This window comes from Halomonas sp. AOP27-A1-41 (genome assembly GCF_052378605.1).
GTDB classification, from domain to species: Bacteria; Pseudomonadota; Gammaproteobacteria; order Pseudomonadales; family Halomonadaceae; genus Vreelandella; species Vreelandella citrativorans.
In genome coordinates this window covers 19,564-40,282 of record NZ_JBQSXT010000011.1, presented here as the reverse complement: position 1 = coordinate 40,282, position 20,719 = coordinate 19,564, and the positions used below count along the sequence as shown (strand labels likewise).

Here is a 20,719-nt window from a genome sequence, read left to right as displayed (position 1 = left end):
CATTAAGGCACCGGCGGCAGCTCAATATCGTCACTGCGTTTAGCGCCTGCGGTCATTTCACGACACAGGCGCAGGAACTCACGCACGCCCGTAGTGAGGTATTTATGGCGGTGCCAGATAAAGGTGAACTGACGCTTTAGATCCAGCTCCGGCGTGGGAAGCGGTACCAGGCTTCCCCGCCGGAAGGCATCGCGTAGCGCTAGCCGCGAGACACAACCGATGCCAAGCCCCGACTCTACCGCCCGCTTAATCCCTTCCGTATGCTCCAGCTCCAGCAACGTATTAAACCGGCTGCGCCGGTGGCGTGCGGCGTGCTCTAGTGTCATGCGGGTGCCTGACCCCTCTTCACGCATGATCCAGTCTTCGCGCAGCAGTTGCTCAAGTTCGAGGTGCTCTTTTCCCGCCAGCGGGTGGCGCGGCGAGCAGAAAACACACAGCTCATCCTCAACCCAAGGCTGGCTGATGATCATTTCGTCATCGCACTGGCCTTCAATCAGGCCCAGATCCAGCGAGTGCTGGCGCACGCCCTCAATAATATGGCGCGTATTACGCACCGAAAGGCGCACCCGGCTGCCTGGGTAACGCTGCATAAAATCACTAATCAGAAGCGTGGCCAGGTAGTTGCCAATGGTTAGTGTGGCCCCCACGTCCAGCGCCCCAACGCCTTGCTGGCCACGAAGAAGCTCTTCGATCTCCTCGCCGCGATCAAGCAACGCTACCGCCTTGGGCAGCAGTTGAAAGCCCAGCGCATTTAATTTTAACCGCTTTCCCATGCGATCAAGCAGTTGGCAGTCGAACTGGCGCTCAAGCTCGGCAAGCGCCGTGCTGGTAGCCGATTGAGACATGGCCAGCGCACGCGCCGCTTGCGAGACGCTCTCGTGCTGAGCGACCGCGACAAAGACTTCCAATTGCCGGAGGGTATAGTGCATACAGGGCCTATATCGATTTTAAAGATAAGTGTTATCAATATAATTCGCTTAACAGATATATCACCTTTACTTAGAATTGATAACAACATATTTCATGATTTTTTATTCTTTTAAAGAATATAGATGCTGTGATTTCCTGCCAGCATCGCGATAGGGAGACATTGGTATGAGTAAGTTTGCTCTGGAAGAAGTTCTCAGCGTTCACCACTGGAACGATACCCTGTTTAGCTTCCGCACTACGCGCGAGCGCAGCCTGCGTTTTAAAACCGGCCAGTTTGTCATGATCGGTCTGGAAGTGAACGGCAAACCACTGATGCGTGCTTACTCCATCGCCAGCCCGAACTATGAAGATCACCTTGAGTTTTTCAGCATCAAGGTGCCCGATGGCCCGCTGACCTCACGCTTGCAGCATCTGAAAGTAGGCGATCAAATCATGGTCAGCCGTAAGCCGACCGGTACGCTGGTGTGCGACGACCTGCTGCCGGGCCGCAACCTGTATATGCTCTCGACCGGAACGGGCCTTGCACCGTTTATGAGCCTGATTCAGGACCCGGAAGTCTATGAGCGCTATGAGAAAGTCGTGCTGGTACACGGTGTGCGTGAAGTGTCTGAGCTGGCCTACGCTGATTTTATTACCAAAGAGCTGCCTGCCCACGAGTATCTGGGCGAAGATATTACCAATAAGCTGGTCTATTACCCCACGGTAACCCGTGAAGAGTTCCATACCATGGGCCGCTTAACCGACCATATCCGCAGCGGTAAAATTTTCGAGGATACCGGCCTTCCGCCGATCGACCCGCGCCAGGACCGCGCCATGATTTGTGGCAGCCCTGCGATGCTGGATGACACCAGCGCACTGCTGGATGAGCTGGGGCTAAATATCTCACCGCGCATGGGTGAACCTGGTGACTACGTGATTGAGCGTGCGTTTGTTGAGAAGTGATGGATTGGTGAGTCGTGAAGAGCGAGGTGTGAATAGTCGAACCTGATCGCTGCCCTCTCATACGTCACTCGCTGATAAAAAGCCCTGCGGAGATACTCCGCAGGGCTTTGATTCATGACTTACCCTTCACTGCTCACCCTTCACCCGCTTAAACCGCGTCTTTACCCGTTTCGCCGGTACGAATACGAATAACCTGCTCAAGCGGCATCACAAAGATTTTACCATCGCCGATTTTACCCGTGTTGGCGACCTGGGTAATCGCATCAATTACCTGCTCAACCATATCGTCATCGACAGCGACTTCCAGCTTCACTTTGGGCAGGAAATCCACCACGTACTCAGCTCCACGATAAAGCTCCGTGTGGCCCTTTTGACGACCAAACCCTTTTACTTCTGTGACAGTAATGCCCTGCACGCCGATATCGGAGAGCGATTCGCGTACGTCATCAAGCTTAAACGGCTTGATAATGGCTGAGATCAATTTCATTGAGACATCCTCTAGCTTGGTGGCCATTGTCTTGTCTATTGGGTGCGGCGAAAGCCAGCCACCTCTGGTGCTAAGCATACACCGCTACAGGCGGAGAATAAAAAGGCCTTCCTCGAAAGGAAGGCCATAAGGAGCACGCCAGCTCACTTGCTTAGTATTATGCTTATTTCTTAACGCTAAACTCAGGGTAGGCTTCAAGACCACATTCCGCGATATCCACGCCTTCATACTCTTCTTCTTCGCTCACCCGGATGCCCATGATGGCTTTCAGCACCAGCCAGACCACCAGGCTTGTCAGAAACACCCAACCGAAGATACCCGCAATACCCATCATTTGAGCACTGAAGGACGCGCCATCATTGGTGATAGGCACCGCCAGCACGCCCCAGATACCCGCCACGCCGTGAACGGAAATAGCACCGACCGGATCATCCAGCTTGAGCTTATCAAGCGATACAATCGCTACGACCACAATAGCACCGCCCACCGCACCGATAATGGTGGCACCTAATGCCGTTGGCGAGAGCGGGTCAGCGGTAATCGCCACCAGGCCAGCCAGCGCACCGTTAAGCGCCATGGTCAGGTCCGCTTTACGGAACCACAGTTTGGCCAGGACCAGCGCGGCAATCACACCGCCAGCAGCGGCCGCATTGGTATTGGCAAACACCTGGGCGACGTTGTTGGCCGACTCGATATCCGAGACTTTTAGCTCAGAGCCACCGTTGAAACCGAACCAACCCATCCACAAAATGAACGTACCCAGCGTTGCCAACGGCATGTTGGCACCGGGAATGGCATGGATAGCGCCATCTTTACCGTACTTACCTTTACGCGGCCCCAGAATCAGCACGCCTGCCAGAGCAGCGGCAGCGCCTGCCATGTGAACAATACCCGAGCCAGCATAATCCGAGTAACCCACGCTGCTCAGCCATCCGCCACCCCACGTCCAGTAGCCAGAAACCGGATAGATAAAGGCGGTCATGACCACAGCGAAGGCCAAAAAGGCCCATAGCTTCATGCGCTCAGCGACCGCACCGGAAACAATCGACATGGCAGTAGCCACAAAGACAACCTGAAAGAAGTAATCAGCGCGCATGGAGTAGTACGGCGCATCTTCGCCACCCGCCAGCACTGAATCGACGCTGTTCTCAGTACCCAGCAGAAAGCCCAGGCTGGGCAAGAAGCCGCCTTCGCCGCTGGAGTACATGAGGTGATACCCCACCAGCAGATACATGGTGCAGGCAATCGCAAACAGCGCGATGTTTTTCGTCAGAATCTCGGCGGTGTTTTTAGCGCGCACCATACCCGCTTCAAGCATGGAGAAGCCCGCGGCCATCCACATGACCAATACACCGCACATCAAGAAGTAAAACGTGTCGAGCGCGTAGCTCAGATCAGCCAGTTCGTTCATTTGTTAGTTCCCCGTTGAACTACGAAGTAGCCCGGTAAGCCCCTGTTTAAACGGCATCAACGCCGCGTTCACCGGTACGAATTCGGATAACATCGTCGAGCGGTGTGACGAATACTTTGCCATCGCCGATTTTTCCACTGTTGGCGGCATTGCAAATGGCATCCATCACGCTTTCCAGGCGCGCATCGTCAACCGCCACTTCTACTTTTACCTTGGGCAGAAAATCGACCACGTACTCAGCACCCCGGTAGAGCTCGGTATGCCCTTTCTGACGCCCAAAACCTTTTACCTCTGTCACGGTAATGCCCTGCACGCCGTTGTCGGCCAGTGCTTCGCGGACATCGTCAAGTTTGAATGGCTTAATGATGGCGGTGATGAGTTTCATCCCATATCTCTCCTGCTGATAAGTCCTGCTAGATAGCTAGCGGCATTGCCGCTGAAAATGGCGATGCTCTACTAATGCGCATACCGTGCCATTAGCTAATTTCTTATTAATTTTTAGTGGCTTAACAAAAAATAAGGCGCTTTTACGCACACCCCAAGATCGCGAAAGGCGTAGGACGCAACCGATTGCACCAAAAAAGAACCGGCACGAACGGTTGGCGCACCATGATTGGGCGACGAGATAAACGAATAAATGCGCCAATGCCATACGCAATACATGCGTACTGGCGGCGGGTTGCGTATCCTTAAAATAGTGCCCACTTTTAAAGCATCATTATTTAAGGAGAGAACCATGACGCCCCAGGACCGTATTAGCCGTTTGGCACAACAGATTGGCGACCGCTTACAAAATGCGTCACAAGCGCCCGAAGATATTCAGAAAGGCGTTCAACAGGTGGTTCGTGGTGCCTTTGATCGGCTGGAGCTCGTATCGCGGGAAGACTTCGATATCCTGATGGACGTTCTACAGCGCACGCGCTCGCGGGTAGAAGCCCTGGAGAGGCAAGTAGCGCAGTTGGAAGCTACGCTGGAAGCGAGTCAGCCTGAGAAGCACCTGCCAGTCGCCACTAAGGCCGCTGCCCCAAAACCGGCTGCCAGCAGCACACTGAACGACGATAAGAAAAGCGATACATAAGCACAGCACTGGTAACGCCTGCCGCCACCAAAATGAGAACATCTATCATTGCGTTTTAATCTACCGATGATAGGATCACGATGATTTACGCGTTCTCTGGATAACCCACGAACCGCTCCTCTTTTCAAGCGTCGCTCTTTTGGGCGGCGTTTTCTCGCTGGGTTGATCACTGGATTACCAAGCCGCAGGGTCCTTATTGATGCCAACCTTTACGTCGTTAACACCATCGACACTTAGCCAACTGGGCCAAACGTTCGGCATTGACTATCTGTATGCCGGGGAGGGAATTGACGACCCCATTGCCCAAGGCAACGTCAGTGATTTGCCGCTCTCTTCTGCGCTGCATCTCACCCTGTCCGACCTTGCTGTTCGTCAACGCTATGTCTCCCGCTCTACGCAGACAGTGCCCTGGTTTCTAAGTGTTGTTTTGGAAGGCTGGATTGACATCGCCCAAGGCCAGAAGCGGCTGACTATAGGCGCGGGGCAGGGGCTTTGCGCACACTTTACCCCGCAGGCGCCGTTGATCGTTGAACAACCGGCACAGCCACGGCTGCGTACCCTCAATATTGCGGTACTGGCCACAATTCCTAATGCGTTGCCTAGCGCTCAAGCGCCTCAGCTGCATGCCTGGGCGCCACCTTCCACACTCTTTGCTCAGCTACGCGCGAGTTGCGAAGCGCCACTGGACGACTGGCGGCATTCACTAGTCTGGCAGGGGCTTGCCCTACAGCTTCTTGGGCACGGCTTACCCGCGCCGCCTGCCAGAGAGGGTAAACCTGCACGAGGCATCAAAGCCCGCGAACGCGAACAGCTTGCTCAATTGCATGCCGAGCTGCGCAATAACCCAATGACCGATTACTGCCTGAGCGGCCTGGCTCGTCGTGCGGCGATGAGCTCCAGTAGCTTGCGCCAGAAATTTAGTGCACTTTACGGCTGCTCAATTTTTGATCACTTACGCCACTGTCGGCTTCAACAAGCCTATAGCCACTTGGAAAAAGGCTATAGTGTTCAACAGACAGCCCATGCCTGTGGCTATCGCCATGCCACCAATTTTACGACGGCTTTCAAACGCCACTTCGGTGTTGCGCCAACAGAAGTGAGCAGCAGGGCCAGAACACATTAAGCGCATCATCAACACTGGCATTACGCATAGCTGATTTGGCATATTGCATAGCTCAACAGACCCTTAAAAAGCAATAATTCTCATTATTACAAACGGTAGAGAATTATTGTCATGCTTATGCTCCCGCACCGCTTTTCCTATCGCCACCTTGCGCTGTCCATTGCCTTGGCAGGCGGCTCGGTATCTGCCGCCTACGCCCAAACATCACCGGATGCTGCCCATCAGTTAACGACGGTCACGGTCACTGCTCAGCAAGCTGCCACCAAGGTAGAAACCCCCTTTATCGAGACGCCGCAAAGTGTGTCAACCATTACCCAGAAGCAGATGGAAGAGCGTGGTGTAACGACCGTCCAGCGCGCAACCGACTACACGCCAGGCGTTTACTCCAATCAGGTGGGCGCTTCAAACCGCTTCGACTATTTAGTGTTGCGCGGCTTTTCCGATGGCAGCTTAAGCAATACGTTTCTGGATGGCCTGAAAGTGATGGGCGATGCCAACTCCCACAGTTCGATGCGTATCGACCCCTGGTTTTTGGAAAGCATCGAAGTCGTTCGCGGACCTGCCTCCGTGCTCTATGGCCGCGCCTCTCCGGGCGGCATGGTAGCGCTGAACAGCAAGCGTCCTGAGTTTGAGCAAGGCGGCGAGCTGCGCTTGCGAGTGGGCAACAATAACCAGCGTAGCGCTGCGTTCGATCTCACCGGGCCGATTGACGAGCAGCAGCGCATAGCATTTCGCTTAACGGGTATTGCCAGCGGTGCGGACACCCAGTTCGGGTCCGCCGAAGAGCAGCGCTACGCCATCGCGCCACGCCTGACATGGGACATGACCGACGACACCAGCCTGACGGTTGAAGCCTACCTGCAGGATGAACCTGAAGGCGGCTATCACTCCGGCGTGCCTTATGAAGGTGCCGTAACACCCCGCAACGGGCGTAAAATCAGCAATAATTTCTTTGACGGAGAAGAAGATTACGACGCCTACGAGCGCACCCAGCGTATGTTCGGCTACTCGCTTGAACACCGCTTTAATGACCAGTTCACTGGCCGTCAAATGCTGCGTTACCTGAATTCAGACGTAGTACTCAATCAGGTATATGGCTTTGGCTGGACATCGCCCACTTCCAATGAGTTAACCCGCTATTACTCCGGCAGCGACGAGTCCCTTGAAGCATGGACCATCGACAATCAGCTTGAAGCTCGATTTGATAGCGCTGCTATGGCGCATACACTGCTCTTTGGCGTGGACTACCAGCAGCGCGAAAACAACGTGTCATGGCCTTCCGGTGCCTTCCAGCCCATTAACGCCTTTGAGCCCGTTTATGGCGGTGATCCCGTCGCATTTTATGCCCCTACTCGGGAACAACATAACATTGAACAGACCGGTGTTTATCTACAGGACCAAATTGCGCTTAATAACTGGCGCTTCACGCTGGGCGGACGCTATGACTGGGTAAGCATTGATAACACGAACAAGGATACCGACGCTTCAAGCTCGCTAAACGATACTCAACTTAGCGGCCGTGCGGGCGTGGTGTATCTATTCGATAACGGCGTAGCGCCTTACTTGAGTTACTCCACCGCGTTTACGCCCACAAGCTTTGTGGATGAAAGCGGCGATTTGCTCTCGCCCATGGAAGGCGAGCAGTGGGAAACCGGGGTGAAGTACCAACCCAGCGGTAGCGCCAACCAGTACAGCGCGGCCATTTTCCATATCAGCCAGGAAAACGTAGCCACCAAAGAGCAGCCCTCTGACCCTTACCGCGCCGTGGGTGAAATTGAGTCCCAAGGACTTGAGCTGGAAGCCCAGACCCAACTGACCGAAACGCTCTCGCTTCAGGCAGGCTATAGCTTTACCGATATTACCTACGCTAAAAGTGACGACGGCAACCAGGGCAACAATGCGATTTACTCGCCCCGGCACCAGCTACAGGCATGGGGACATTATGAAGCGAACAGCGGCTGGCTAAACGGCGTGGATGTAGGCGTTGGTGTGAGGCATTACGCGGATATCGCCGCAGACCGCGCAAATACCGAAAGCGTACCCGACTACACGCTGGTCGATGCCACCATCGGCTACGACCTCAGCCATGTGGGCGTTAACGGCGTCGAAACCCGCCTTAACGTCAACAACGTACTGGATAAATCCTACGTAGCGTCATGCAACTCGCTGGATTACTGCTACTTTGGCGCTGAGCGCGGGATTACAGCAAGCGTTCACTACCGTTTCTAAACACTTAAGAGAGCCGCTGAGCCCCGTCGCCCTGTTTAACCACACGTCGTCGGGGTTTAGCCAACGACAAGCCTGCACGGCGTTGCAAGCAAGAAAGATTATCGTTTAAATACAGCTCTTCTTTCAAAATGGCTCTTCCTCATGCGCCGTACCGTGACGCTTTTTTTCGCCCGAGCCGCGCTTCTGCTCACCAGCCTGCTAGCATTTACCAGCGCCCATGCTCAGTTTGCCACGGTGGACTGGACCATTGCCGAGACGTTGGTGGCTATCGACGCGCCGATCAGCGGCGTGGCTCAACAGAAGGACTACTACGACTGGGTCGGCGAGCCGCGACTTCCAGAAGGTGTGACCGACCTTGGGCTGCGCACCCAGCCCAATTTTGAATTGTTGGCCCAGCTGGCTCCCGAGCAGATATTGATCTCGCCGATGTTTGCTGCACTCACGCCTCGTTTGGAGCGCATCGCACCGGTAACTTCCATTCCGCTTTACTCTCCCGGCGCCGATACCTGGCAGGAAATCCAGGCATTAACGCGCCAGTTGGGTGAGCTCACCGAGCGACAGCCCCAGGCAGAGCAATTAATTGCCGATACGCAAGCGCTAATGGCATCACTACGTGAAGCGCAACCTGACACCGCACCGCTATTGATGGTGCAGTTTATGGATGCACGCCATGTGCGGATCTTCGGGGATAACAGCCTTTACAATGCGGTGCTTGAGCAGCTTGGCCTGGACAATGCCTGGGACCAACCCACCAACGCCTGGGGGTTCGCCTTAGCAGGTATCGAAGTGCTTGCCCGCTATTCAGAAGCGACGCTGGTAATTGTTGACCCGGTGCCCATGGGCGTAGAAGAAGAGCTGGCAGAAAGTGGCCTGTGGCAACAGCTGCCCGTTGTGCAAAGCGGCAACTTTTTGCGCCTGCCACCCGTATGGAGCTTTGGAGCGCTACCTTCCGCCCAACGCTTTGCCCGTGTGTTGTCTACCGCTTTGGACGACTTTTCCCGCCACAACCAGCCCTCCCGTTAGAAGTGGCGTCCGCACATCGCACCATCTCCCCGCTATGCTCATCACGCCTAAAGCCCTGCCTGCTATCAAAGTTTTCTTAGTTACGGTAAGTTAACTATTTTGATCAAGTAGAATTAGGAAATAAGCGAGGAAGCGGAATGACCTTAGCCATTGTGGCCACGCGTGCGGGCGTGGGCCTGGATGCACCAGCCGTCCATGTAGAAGTACATCTTGCCAACGGCTTACCGGGGCTTACGCTGGTTGGGTTACCCGAAACAGCAGTCAAGGAAAGTCGTGAACGCGTGCGTAGCGCATTGATTAATGCCGGGTTTGATTTTCCCAACACCCGGCGCATTACGCTCAACCTGGCGCCTGCGGACCTTCCCAAGGAGGGAGGCCGGTTCGATTTGCCCATCGCACTCGGCATTCTTGCGGCCTCAGGCCAGATTCCAGTAGACGCGCTAGAAGGCATGGAGTGCGCGGGCGAATTGGCGCTGGACGGCAAGCTGCGCGCCGTACCCGGTATGCTTCCTTTCGCGCTGGCAACGCGCCGGGCCGGAAACGCTCTGATCATTCCTCGCGCCTGCGCCGACGAAGCCGCACTAGCCGGTGACTTACCGGTACTACCAGCGGATACGCTTTGGCAGGTCGTTGCTCACCTACTTGGGCAGGAGAAAATCCTGCCCCACCGCCTACCCGCCTCAGTAAAAACCACCACGCCAATGGCCGATTTAGCCGATGTACGCGGCCAGCAACAGGCGCGTCGCGCGCTGGAAGTTGCCGCTGCGGGAGGCCACAATTTACTGTTCGCAGGCCCGCCTGGCACGGGTAAAACCATGCTGGCCAGCCGCCTGCCGGGCATTCTACCGCCGCTTTCAGAAGAAGACGCCTTGGCGGTCGCCGCCGTGCGCTCGGTATGTGGGCTGTCGCTGGATGCCGACTGGGGCAAGCGCCCATTTCGCCAACCGCATCATAGCGCCAGCGCCGCAGCGCTGGTGGGCGGCGGCTGTGAATTACATTAATAAAAACGACTAAACAAAAAACTGCACGACTGGCATACTGCACTTAAGAAAAAAATAGGTGCTAATATTTGCATGGCTAGTCGAAATCTAATCACTAATTTTGAAGAATTTCCTCACGATGGTCGCCACTGGATGATACGGTGGGTAGATGGGTACCAATCGCATGAGGGACGAACATCAACCCCCTCTGTTGGCGTCAAGCTTTGTCCAGTAAGCTCGAACCCAAACAAACAAGAAATCTGCAAGCCTGCCAGCCTGAGTGAAGAGATCCTGGTACGCGCACATACGGGAATAGTTCCAGAGCTTGTTTTAGGTACCATATACAAAAATGGGCGCCTAATTGGTCGCGCTAATGCTCAAACTATTAATATTAATGCAGATTTAACAGATAACAGTTCTAGAATTGTTAAAGCAAACGATATCATGCCTGAAAGGCCAAGTTGGTGGAAAGATGAATTCCCATACCGTTGGATAGGGCAGTCAGAATACAATCTTGGAAAAGACTTTTCTAACAGCTACTGCGTTGTAATTCAGCAAGCACAAAGTACCTATATAATCCCTTGCCACGAAGTTTTTAGGGCCCTCATGGCACCCTCTTCTGAGTTCGCACTAGCATTAACAACGGGGCCATGGGCAACAACTAGGGAAAGAATTGTTAATATACAAAAAACTGGAACAATTTCCGATGACGAATGGTTGGTAATTTTAAGAAAGAGAATTAAGGATAAGTTTGCTGATAATGCAGCGAATCTCACTATTTCTGAACATGGCATTCAAGCAGCTAATGCTATTTATGCTAATGCCTTAAGGGCTACTGGTGAGTCTTATATATATGCAGGCATTCCTTTTCTAGTTAACAATTTTAAATTTTCTGTACGTGCAGTTCAAATACAATCAGAACCTAACAAATATCTTTGCTTGGAGATAATCTCAGCAACGTGGCCTTTTAGTAACTTGACAATCCACCATGGTCGCGACAATAGTGGCGAGACAGGCAAAGACACTATAGATTCAGATAAAGATAAGCCTTGGCCAAATGGCAGTCAGAACAACAGCAGCCCAAATGATGATTTAGCGATTTCTTCTAAAGAAGATCCTGCAGCGAATTCTGGGCTTGATGAAATCAGCTCTTTAGGGGTTGCTTGGAAAAACAAACCAGAATTAAAAAAAATTGAAAAAGAGGTTAGTTATAAATACCTTACAGGAAAAGTAACGCCTATTGAAAATCAATTTTTCAAGTATGGCACTTCTGGATTACCGACGCATGGAAATACAGAAACAAAGGAGGTTTCTGCGGAACAGGTCGGCCAAACAAACATGCCTTATAGGTTTTTGCAGTTAAAGAAAATGTTGAATCTGCTTCGCAATAAAAAAATAATAAGTAATCTTTTCTGCTATCAGCCACAAGAAGGCGGTCTGTTTAGAGATAACATTCTGACTTGGCCATTACCCAAAAGAGTTATAGACGAGTATCAAAAAAAACACAGAAGGGACAAATGGACCACGTTAACACTTTCAAAACATAGAAGCGTTTTAGTTTATCATTTTGACTACAGCGGAAGTAGAGTATTTCTTCTTGAAATTGAATGTAGAGAAAATGAGGGTGGGTACTGTGCGTTACTGCTTGAGATAACAGAAGAAAACCATCAAGCGACTATCAAAAAAGTTATAAACCACATAGCATTTTTCCGTGGAAATTTAAAAGGAGCTGAAAGTAAAATTCGAGCTTCTTCGGGTGTTTTAGATATGAAAACATGGGTACACGCATATAATAAAAAGCAAGATAGCAGTTCATCTATAAAGCCACTTAACCATGTAAGCTTCACCAAAGCTTTAAGAACGCTCACAGGCGAATAAAGACTAAAGTAATTTAAAATATATAAGCTAGGTGAAACGTACCGAAAGACGTCATCCAGAGGGCGGTTTTTGTAAGAGGCTACTTTAGCAGCCCTTCCGAAAGCCGCAATTCATGCTAAACAGCATTGCCCTCTTGCACCTTCAAACAATCCTGCCAGATTCACTATGCGACGATTTGGTCAGCCTCTGCGTGCCAGAAGAGACAGATATCCAGCGAAGCTATGTGGGATGCATCGACTCAACACGAATCGCCAAACAGGCACTACAGAGCGGGCGAGGAGTACTAGATCTTGTACGCGAAGAAGGGCTTTTAGACGACGCTACGCTGAGTGAAATTCAGCGTCCCGCGAACATGATTGCTTCGAGACAAGCAACACGAGTTACGCCGGTCAGCGGGTAACTTCCTTGTTTCGATAAGAGTAAGTGACCTGCCTAGATTTAAACCTTCAAGTGGCAGGTCACAGTAAGGTTATAATTACTTTACAAAAAAGTTAATGACCTATCTAGCCCAACAAGCCCTTAAGCGCTTCTTGTGCAGCATTATTTTCGTGCCCCACAAAAAAAGGATTATCTTTTATAACAGCGTTTTTCGCTAGATTGAGTGGTTGGAATGGATCTGAGGTAATATCAATCTGATAGTCCCTCAGAGATCTACCAAACTTACCCAGTGCAATGCATGTGACAGAATTAGCGCCTGCTTTACGCAAAAGTGCGGCGGCTACACCGAAAGACACCCCATGAGTAGTACAGTCATCTACCACTATGACATTACGCCCGGTGAGGTTACCGCGATATTTAGGGTTTAAATGAATAGTTTCTATCTGTTCGGTGGGATCAAGTCGATCTGTTCTTGAACCAGCTGACGACCGCTTAGTTGATGGTTTATGACGCACAAACAAGGGCTCTCCCTTTCTCGCCATACGAACTTTTGATACAGTTGTCCTTAAGCGATGCGTAAAATCGCTGAGTACCTCGCTATCACTGTTATCGCTAGCTGACGAAGGAAACACTCCCCAAAAAAGCTTTGGAAACGAGTCAACACCCTGAGTTAGCAGAGATCTCGCAACCATTGCAAGTAAGGCATTCAATCGAGGCCCCCCTTGTTTTATAGTACTAGTTAGATGCGCGCGAAATTGTTTTTGATCAAAGTCTTTTCCGAAAGTAGATAGATCTGAAAGAGCATGTACAGAATACGAAGCGCCTTGGCCATTGAACCACCACTTGCCATCCCACTCCGAAGTTAATCGAAGGGTTTCCTTAAGAGAACGTGCACAATCCACTTGAATACCGAGCTCAGACACTCTTGGGTCATTTGACCAACCGGCTGCAACCATAACCGCTTTACCATTCTTACCCATGGCAATGTCAGCTTGCGATCCAACTAGCACTAAGACATCTTGCGGCGCGATTTTTAGCTTTTCGGCAGTTCTTTTAATAATCCCTCCATTTTGCCGTCCTAGCTCTTGCTTAAATATTACACCGGTTTCGGCAAATAACTCATCAAACCAACCCGGTTTGGCGTTATTTGAGACAATCCCAACCTTATGATTATTTTGAGCTGCTTCTATCAAAACCTGTGCAATAGAGGGATCGGGGTCACCATTAATTAGCAGCGCACTGGGAGAGTGTTACTATCAACATAGGCTTCTTTTCATATTGTTAAAGTGACTAGGAACTACCTAAATTTCTAAATTCTGTTGCACTGGTTCGGTCGCGATATCTTCTGATTGCTCGGAATCCACTTGCAATGAGGAGGTATCCAAATCCAGTAGCGCTATAAGCTGCTCGGTTTCTCTAGGTATCTCAAACGATGTTGCGCCACGTGCACGCTCCGAAAAAACCATTTCTGGTCGGGCTTTTGCTGTTCCTGGCAGGAATATATTGACCACTTTTCTTTGGTATTTTGAAGCATATTCAACAGTGTGAGCTGTGCCGCTCTTTATTTTCCATTCAACTGGAATAACAAACTCAGAAAGGCCTGCCTGGATTCGATTTCGCCTCACAAAGTTCTCACCAGAATAAGATTGATGTGGCAGGTATTCTGTTATGACTGCCCCGCCATTCATCAAAATTTTCTCACGGATCTCTTGAGAGCCTTTGGGGTAATCAAGGAATATTCCATTTCCTAAAACCGCCACTGTGGGCAAGCCATACCTGAGAGACTCCTGATGAGCAACTTGGTCGATGCCAAAAGCGAGGCCAGATACTACCGTTCTCTCTGAATGTGCAAGTGTTGCGACAACGTAGCGAGCCAAGAACTCACCATCCTTTGAAGGCTTACGAGTGCCCACAACAGCAATTGGACGATTATAAAGGGTTCGAATATCCCCTTGGATAAATAGCCAGCGCGGCCCATCTTCAATTTCTTTAAGCCTGCCTGGGAACTCCTCCTGATCCCGAAAGACTAGCCGTGCTCTATATTTGGCCAGTTCCCTGGCTAGCTGAAGGCCAGCCTCCCAGACTCTATGCTGCCACTCTTCAGGACTTTCACCGTCCAGCAAAAGTGATACCTTCAGCTCTTTTTCAAGAACAGAAATCGGTGAATTTTTGAGAAAGTCTTTGAACCCTTTCCCGGGCAACATCAGACGAAATAGCGTCCAGTACCCAACACCTTTGATAGTCGATAGCGCAAGAAAAGCTACGACTTCATTACGCCAAAAATTGGCACCACGATCCATGCCTTACATTCCCAGTTAGCCGCTTTTTTCGTTATCCATAGTAGAGACTACTTGAATTCGGGTTCGCGCAGAAGAACCTGCCTACGCCAGTCGTACCTTTCACGTCACTTTTTCTTATTAAGCACGTACCCTGGATTCATAGAATAAGCGCAGCACTTTGGACCACAAGGTAGAGGCAGGAGGGCCAGCGCCGGTACCCTCTCTGCCTTACCTACCAAAGTGAAGCAGAGCATGGGATACCGACAACTGACCCAGATCCAACGATACCAAATTTTTGCCTATCTTGAGACCGGCATTAGCCAGCGAAAGATAGCTAAGGCCATTGGTGTCCATAGCAGCACCATTAGTCGCGAGATAAAGCGCAACGGTCTGACCAGTGGTTATGCGCCTGAACAGGCTCAATCGGCAAGTGATCAGCGCCGACGCACTGCCTGGAAAGTGACGAAGCGGCTGCCCAGCCTGATTCGCTGGGTCACTGACCAATTGATGGACGAATGGAGCCCTCAGCAAATCAGTGGCTTCATGGCCAATGCCAACGGGGCCTGCGTAAGCCATCAATGGATCTATGCGTTAATCTGGGACGACAAGAAGCACGGTGGAACATTATGGAAACGGCTCCGACTGCCACGCCAGCGGCGCTACCAGCGCCAATTGGCTAAGCGGGCGGGGTTAGGCAAAATCCCGCACCGAGTAGGCATTGAGCAGCGCCCTGCCAAGGTGGAAGAACGGCGCCATATCGGACATTGGGAAGGCGACACGGTGCTTAAGGGCCACAAAGAATCTGGACTGGTGACCCTGGTCGAAAGACGCAGTGGCTACCTCTTGGCAGCGCGGCTGCCAACAATCACCGCCACTAGAACGGCTCAGGCAATGACGCGGTTATTGGCACCACGCCGAGGGGCAGTGCACACCATCACTTTGGATAATGGGTCGGAATTCGCTGAGCACCGGAAAGTTGCCAAGGCCGTCTCGGCTAAGACCTATTTTTGCGACCCGTACCGCTCATGCCAGCGTGGTACTAATGAAAACACCAATGGTCTGATTAGGCAGTATTTTCCTAAAGGTACTGACTTCCGCAAAGTGACCAATGCCGAGCTACGAAGTGTCGTCAATAAGCTAAACGATAGACCAAGAAAGCGGCTGGGATACCGAACCCCAGCCCAGGTGTTCTTAGGTGAATACTCAGGAGCACTAGAAACCGCAGGTGCTGCACTTATTAGTTGAATCCAGGACTGAAGGTCATTCCACTGCAATTTAGAACTTTTGTATTCTTGGCAATGCCAGTAATGACCCTAGCCCATAAGCCCCCATGGGTGACAGATATTAGCAATATTGTTAAATGACGAAGGCAGCTTCATGCCTACAACAATACGGCCTAGTTAGTTCATGTTACCCAGGCCAAGAAGGCGCATCCGGTAGTGACAATGGCCTTTGATCAAGGCCCGCCCTGACTCTTTTTTACGACACATCTTGCTCAAAAATGTCCAACAGCCTCGCGCTAAAAGCGCTTTATTGGCCACTTCAGAGCAGATCATGATTAGAGTTTGCTTCCGACGTCGTCACGAAAATAATCCTCTGATGCAACTAGGCCAAATGTGCTGTTCGGCTCGTTAGCCTCTATCCCAACCTCCTCACTGAATAAATTTTGTATACGTCGCTCCTGTTTTAGGTACGCAACTGTGCCAAAAAAGCAACTCTCACAGAGATGTAGTTCGTAGCGCTCGCCATCGTGCTTAGCCCCGTATCCCCAATGAGCTTGGAGCGTCGCAAATTCAAGCCCAACATTCGCTACCCGAGTGGAGCATAGGCATACATCGCACATCACATCGGTGACGGAATCGATTTCCACCTTTTCAATAATTTTCATTTTGATTCTCCTACATTATTCAATCATCTATCTCCCAGGCCCAATAATCTGAAGAATTGAATGATCCGGTTACACCATTGGCTGCCACTAGATCATGATGGAACCCCAATGAGGGTGGTAGTCGCTATTTCGTACAGCACCCGGTTAGGCCTAACAGGATTCACTAAGCCTTTCATCGCCGCCTATTACGCTGAACGCTTCCGCTATCAGAATACGCTCAGAAACGGCTTGCGAATGAATGAAAATAATGACACTTTCCCTTGAAACACTAAGAAATAGTAGGGAATGGTAACGTATGGCAATTTACCAATATGAGCTCAGCAATGCTTCATTTCGTAAGCAACAACGGGTTTTTTCATCACCAAGCATCGGTCGACCGACTGCTTTCTTGAGCCATAGTCACAAAGATAACCAGCAAGCATTAGGCCTTCAGCAAATGCTCATTGAACAAGGGTGGGATATCTACATCGATTGGCAAGACCAAAAGATGCCGGAACGCCCTGATGCAGAAACCGCAAGGCGAATCAAGAATGCCATTGTGCATGCCAATTGGTTCCTTTTCCTGGCTACTGAGAACTCCATGTCATCACGATGGTGCCCTTGGGAGATTGGTTACGCTGATGGAAAGAAGAATCTCAATAACATCGTCATCGTTCCTACCGTCGACTCATCAGGTCGTCATCATGGCAATGAATATTTACAGCTTTATTCCCGTATCGACACCACACCAAACGGAGCATTAGCCCTATACGACCTTCAAGGGCACAGTCGTTGGCTGAGAAATATCTGATTATGCCTTACAAAAACCTGACGGGAAGCTCAGAATGAAACGTGATCAGTTACGGCTCGTTGACACCCTTTCAAAAGAGCTAGAAGAAGGAAATCTGGCTATTTTTGCGGGTGCAGGCTTTTCAAGAGCAGCAGGTTATGTCGACTGGAAGTCATTGCTCAAGCCAATAGCTGATGAGCTTGATTTAGACGTCGATAAAGAATGGGATCTAGTTACGTTGGCGCAATACCACACAAACGTCAATGCGACCAACCGAGCAAAACTCAATCAGCTACTGGTGACTGAGTTCTCAATGACGGCGGAGCCCACTGAAAACCACGCGATTCTGGCAAGGCTGCCTATTCCGACCTACTGGACAACCAATTATGATCGTTTGATCGAAACGGCGCTTGAAAAAAACGAAAAGATAGCTGACATCAAACATACCAATAAGCAATTGGCAACGACACGGCCGAAACGTGATGCAATTGTTTATAAGATGCATGGTGACATCGAGCATGCCGCTGACGCGGTGTTGACTCGCGATGACTATGAGCGTTACCACGTCAATATGCAGCCGTTCATTACAGCTTTAAGCGGTGACTTGGTTTCTAAAACCTTCCTCTTTCTCGGCTTCAGCTTCACCGACCCTAATCTAGAATATATTCTTAGCCGCGTCAGGATTCAGTTTACTCGAGATCAACGACAGCACTACTGCATCCTGAGAAGAGCTAGCAAGGGAGAGAATGAAGACCTTGCTGACTTCGAGTATCGCCAACGTAAGGAAGAGCTTTTCACAGGAGAGCTGCTCCGTGTAGGGATCAAAGCCGTTTATGTTGATGAGTTTTCTGAAATTACTGACATTCTGCGTGCCATCGAGCATCGCCACAAAAGAAATACAATCTTTATCTCTGGTGCTGCTCATGACTATAACCCGTGGTGCAAGGCTGAATCAGAGCAATTCGTTTATCATCTGAGCAGGGCCATTTGCAAAGAACAGTACCGAGTGATCTCAGGGTTTGGCCTCGGTATAGGTAGCGCAATCATCACTGGCGTGCTTGAACAAACTGTTATGAATGGTGGCCGTCTCGACAACGACCAGTTAATTCTTAGGCCCTTTCCACAAAGCAAGACTGGGGAAAGGCCTCTGAAGGAACTGTGGACAGAATATCGACGCAATATGCTCGCTCATGCAGGCGTTGCTATTTTTATGTTTGGCAATAAGCTGGAAAATGGCGAGTTAATCCTTTCTGACGGAATGCGTGAAGAATTCGATATCGCTGTAGCGAAAGGCGTTTTTGTAATTCCTGTAGGTATTACAGGCTCGATGTCGAAATTACTGTGGAATGAGGTTATGAAGTCTTATCAAGAATCTCAGCACGAGAATGGTAAAAAGATTACACCCTGAATCGCCCCAGGTTTCGTAGACACCTCCAGGCCTTATACTAAAGGTATCTAGGAGGAACCATGAGCCATCCCCGCTACACTGAAGAATTCAAAATCGAAGCCGTCAAACAGGTGGTAGAGCGCGGCCATCGCGTGGCCGAGGTCGCTGAGCGGCTAGGCGTGTCAGGGCACAGCTTGTACAACTGGATCAAGCGCTACGATAAGCCGGTAGAACAACGGCAAGAAGATGATGATCTCCAAGCTGAAAACCGTCGTTTGAAGGCCGAACTCAAACGCGTATCAGAAGAGCGAGACATATTAAAAAAGGCCACCGCGTACTTCGCCAGGGAGTCCGACTGAGGTACGCGTTTATTCAAAATTATGCGAGCCAATACGCGGTACGTCGCTTGTGTCAGATGATGGCCGTGCATCCCAGCGGTTACTACGCATGGTGTAAAAAAGCGCTCTCTAATCGAGCTCGGGAAGATGAGCGCCTACTGGGATTGATCAAGCACTCCTGGCTTGAAAGTGGCGGTGTATATGGCTATCGCAAGGTCTACCAGGACTTGCGTGAAGCTGGCGAAACTTGCGGGAAGCACCGTGTGGCGCGTCTTATGAGTAGGGAAGGTTTACGCTCTCAGACGGGCTATCGACGACGCCCTGGCGGCTATGGCGGTGGAAAAGCGGCTGTTGTATCCCCTAACCATTTAGCCCGTCAGTTTGAAGTAACAGCGCCAAATATTGCTTGGGTGACGGACATCACGTACATCCGCACTTACGAAGGCTGGCTTTACTTAGCGGTAGTTATCGACCTGTTTTCTCGTCAAGTGGTTGGCTGGTCGATGAAGTCTCGCATGACCACGGAGTTGGTACTGGATGCTTTGTTATCAGCAGTCTGGCGACGCAAGCCACAAGGAACGGTGATGGTGCATTCGGATCAAGGAAGCCAGTTTAGCAGTGGAGACTGGCAAAGCTTTCTGAAAGCGAATCACTTGGTAGGCAGCATGAGCCGACGTGGTAACTGTCATGACAACGCCGTTGCTGAAAGCTTCTTTCAACTTCTCAAGCGAGAGCGAATCAAGCGACAGATTTATTCAACACGCGAAGCGGCTAGATGTGACGTGTTCAATTACATTGAAATGTTTTACAACCCAAAGCGCCGACACGGCACAAGTGATAACTTGTCACCGGTTGAGTATGAAAGGCGTTACTTCAAGAGCCTAACGGGTGTCTAGAATATCCGGGGCGATTCACCCTTGTTGGGTGAACTAGGCGATAAATCTACATCACTTGAACGCGCTCAAGAAGTCATCCTCCTCCTCTTACGGCTCATCTAAGGTGTCCCCATGGCTAGAAAGGTTTTCTTTAGTTTCCAGTACGACGACGTTCTGAGAGCGATGAATGTCCGTAACAGTAACGTGATCAATGCCAACCCTAAAGTTGGATTCATCGACAAAGCAGAGTTCGAGAAGTTAGAGCGCACAGGTGATAGCACGGTAAAAGCATGGATAGATGCCCAGCTTATCGGTACGACTGTGACAGTCGTACTTATAGGTGCCAATACTGATAAAAGTAAATGGGTAAAATACGAAATAGAGAAAAGTATCAAACGGGGCAACGGATTGTTGACTATAGATATTAGTAAAATCCCAGATTTCAATAAACAAACAAGTGACTTCTGCGGCATGAAGATCCAAGGATACAAGCACTACCGCTGGAATACAGATAATGGTCGTGAAAACCTTGGAGTATGGGTTGAAGAAGCCGCCAAGGCTGCTGGAAAACCTTGAGCGATATTTAAGCGACCACACCTTTGAGCTAATTAACGAAGATGAATTCTGATGCCCCGCCTGAAATCATACAGGCTACCAGGGGACCTATTCACCAAGCGATCCTGCGTTTGAACCCTTGTTTTAGCGGAAAAATGTCACGTGCTAA

General features: G+C 50.6%; 19 protein-coding genes and 1 pseudogene. 13 read left to right on the top strand and 7 right to left on the bottom strand.

Going from position 1 to position 20,719, the window contains the following annotated elements:
- Positions 1–2: 2 nt before the first annotated feature.
- Complete coding sequence (locus ACT3TC_RS09105) at positions 3–929, bottom strand: LysR family transcriptional regulator (RefSeq protein WP_087110560.1); 927 nt, start codon at positions 927–929, stop codon at positions 3–5.
- Between the two features lie 166 nt (positions 930–1,095).
- Here ACT3TC_RS09105 and ACT3TC_RS09100 point away from each other — a divergent pair, with 166 nt between their 5' ends.
- Positions 1,096–1,872 (top strand): ferredoxin--NADP reductase, encoded by a 777-nt coding sequence (locus ACT3TC_RS09100; protein ID WP_087110558.1) that lies wholly within the window; start codon positions 1,096–1,098, stop codon positions 1,870–1,872.
- 148 nt (positions 1,873–2,020) lie between these two features.
- Here the strand turns inward: ACT3TC_RS09100 and glnK are convergent, their stop codons facing one another.
- From glnK to ACT3TC_RS09085, 3 genes are all read right to left on the bottom strand, one after another.
- Positions 2,021–2,359 carry a P-II family nitrogen regulator gene (gene glnK / locus ACT3TC_RS09095; RefSeq protein WP_027337179.1) on the bottom strand — a complete coding sequence of 113 codons (339 nt, stop codon included), beginning with the start codon at positions 2,357–2,359 and terminating at the stop codon, positions 2,021–2,023.
- Between the two features lie 163 nt (positions 2,360–2,522).
- On the bottom strand, positions 2,523–3,770 hold the full coding sequence (locus ACT3TC_RS09090) for an ammonium transporter (RefSeq protein ID WP_193057139.1): 1,248 nt from the start codon (positions 3,768–3,770) through the stop codon (positions 2,523–2,525).
- Positions 3,771–3,816: 46 nt separating this feature from the next.
- Positions 3,817–4,155: a P-II family nitrogen regulator gene (locus ACT3TC_RS09085; protein ID WP_172116897.1), complete on the bottom strand. Its 339-nt coding sequence runs from the start codon at positions 4,153–4,155 to the stop codon at positions 3,817–3,819.
- A gap of 351 nt (positions 4,156–4,506) precedes the next feature.
- On the opposite strand from ACT3TC_RS09085, the gene ACT3TC_RS09080 reads away from it, so the two are divergent.
- From ACT3TC_RS09080 to ACT3TC_RS09050, 7 genes and pseudogenes are all read left to right on the top strand, one after another.
- Positions 4,507–4,848: an accessory factor UbiK family protein gene (locus tag ACT3TC_RS09080; RefSeq protein WP_444639801.1), complete on the top strand. Its 342-nt coding sequence runs from the start codon at positions 4,507–4,509 to the stop codon at positions 4,846–4,848.
- 199 nt (positions 4,849–5,047) lie between these two features.
- A complete protein-coding gene (locus tag ACT3TC_RS09075) occupies positions 5,048–5,971 on the top strand; it encodes a helix-turn-helix transcriptional regulator (protein WP_444639800.1) in 924 nt (307 codons plus the stop codon).
- A gap of 111 nt (positions 5,972–6,082) precedes the next feature.
- On the top strand, positions 6,083–8,200 hold the full coding sequence (locus tag ACT3TC_RS09070) for a TonB-dependent siderophore receptor (protein ID WP_444639799.1): 2,118 nt from the start codon (positions 6,083–6,085) through the stop codon (positions 8,198–8,200).
- Between the two features lie 141 nt (positions 8,201–8,341).
- Positions 8,342–9,223, top strand: a complete 882-nt coding sequence (locus ACT3TC_RS09065) for an ABC transporter substrate-binding protein (RefSeq protein ID WP_444639798.1) — start codon at positions 8,342–8,344, stop codon at positions 9,221–9,223.
- A gap of 137 nt (positions 9,224–9,360) precedes the next feature.
- Positions 9,361–10,209: pseudogene (locus ACT3TC_RS09060) on the top strand (YifB family Mg chelatase-like AAA ATPase); the annotation flags it as partial.
- Positions 10,210–10,296: 87 nt separating this feature from the next.
- Positions 10,297–12,081: a hypothetical protein gene (locus ACT3TC_RS09055; protein WP_096277126.1), complete on the top strand. Its 1,785-nt coding sequence runs from the start codon at positions 10,297–10,299 to the stop codon at positions 12,079–12,081.
- Positions 12,082–12,193: 112 nt separating this feature from the next.
- Positions 12,194–12,481, top strand: a complete 288-nt coding sequence (locus tag ACT3TC_RS09050; RefSeq protein WP_096277124.1) for a hypothetical protein — start codon at positions 12,194–12,196, stop codon at positions 12,479–12,481.
- Between the two features lie 103 nt (positions 12,482–12,584).
- Here ACT3TC_RS09050 and ACT3TC_RS09045 read toward each other — a convergent pair whose 3' ends face one another.
- Both ACT3TC_RS09045 and ACT3TC_RS09040 read right to left on the bottom strand, forming a co-directional pair.
- Positions 12,585–13,652: a hypothetical protein gene (locus ACT3TC_RS09045; protein WP_217990264.1), complete on the bottom strand. Its 1,068-nt coding sequence runs from the start codon at positions 13,650–13,652 to the stop codon at positions 12,585–12,587.
- A 108-nt stretch (positions 13,653–13,760) separates the two neighbouring features.
- Positions 13,761–14,759, bottom strand: coding sequence for a DNA-processing protein DprA (locus ACT3TC_RS09040; RefSeq protein ID WP_086961193.1), 999 nt, complete (start codon positions 14,757–14,759; stop codon positions 13,761–13,763).
- Positions 14,760–14,990: 231 nt separating this feature from the next.
- Here ACT3TC_RS09040 and ACT3TC_RS09035 point away from each other — a divergent pair, with 231 nt between their 5' ends.
- Entirely contained in the window at positions 14,991–15,983 is a 993-nt protein-coding gene (locus tag ACT3TC_RS09035; RefSeq protein WP_096277122.1) for an IS30 family transposase, read from the top strand.
- A 313-nt stretch (positions 15,984–16,296) separates the two neighbouring features.
- On the opposite strand, the gene ACT3TC_RS09030 is transcribed toward ACT3TC_RS09035, so the two are convergent.
- Positions 16,297–16,626 (bottom strand): hypothetical protein, encoded by a 330-nt coding sequence (locus ACT3TC_RS09030; RefSeq protein WP_086961195.1) that lies wholly within the window; start codon positions 16,624–16,626, stop codon positions 16,297–16,299.
- A gap of 295 nt (positions 16,627–16,921) precedes the next feature.
- Here ACT3TC_RS09030 and ACT3TC_RS09025 point away from each other — a divergent pair, with 295 nt between their 5' ends.
- The 4 genes from ACT3TC_RS09025 to ACT3TC_RS09010 all read left to right on the top strand — a co-directional run bounded on the left by ACT3TC_RS09025 (position 16,922) and on the right by ACT3TC_RS09010 (position 20,571).
- Positions 16,922–17,416, top strand: a complete 495-nt coding sequence (locus ACT3TC_RS09025; protein ID WP_096277120.1) for a toll/interleukin-1 receptor domain-containing protein — start codon at positions 16,922–16,924, stop codon at positions 17,414–17,416.
- A gap of 34 nt (positions 17,417–17,450) precedes the next feature.
- Positions 17,451–18,803 carry an SIR2 family protein gene (locus ACT3TC_RS09020; RefSeq protein ID WP_096277118.1) on the top strand — a complete coding sequence of 451 codons (1,353 nt, stop codon included), beginning with the start codon at positions 17,451–17,453 and terminating at the stop codon, positions 18,801–18,803.
- A 59-nt stretch (positions 18,804–18,862) separates the two neighbouring features.
- Positions 18,863–20,016, top strand: a protein-coding gene (locus ACT3TC_RS09015; protein WP_096277116.1) for an IS3 family transposase whose coding sequence is annotated in 2 segments (ribosomal slippage) — positions 18,863–19,100 and positions 19,100–20,016 — 1,155 coding nt in all. Because the reading frame shifts where the segments join, the coding sequence is not laid out codon by codon here.
- Positions 20,017–20,127: 111 nt separating this feature from the next.
- Positions 20,128–20,571 (top strand): TIR domain-containing protein, encoded by a 444-nt coding sequence (locus tag ACT3TC_RS09010; protein ID WP_096277114.1) that lies wholly within the window; start codon positions 20,128–20,130, stop codon positions 20,569–20,571.
- The last annotated feature ends 148 nt before the right edge of the window (positions 20,572–20,719 follow it).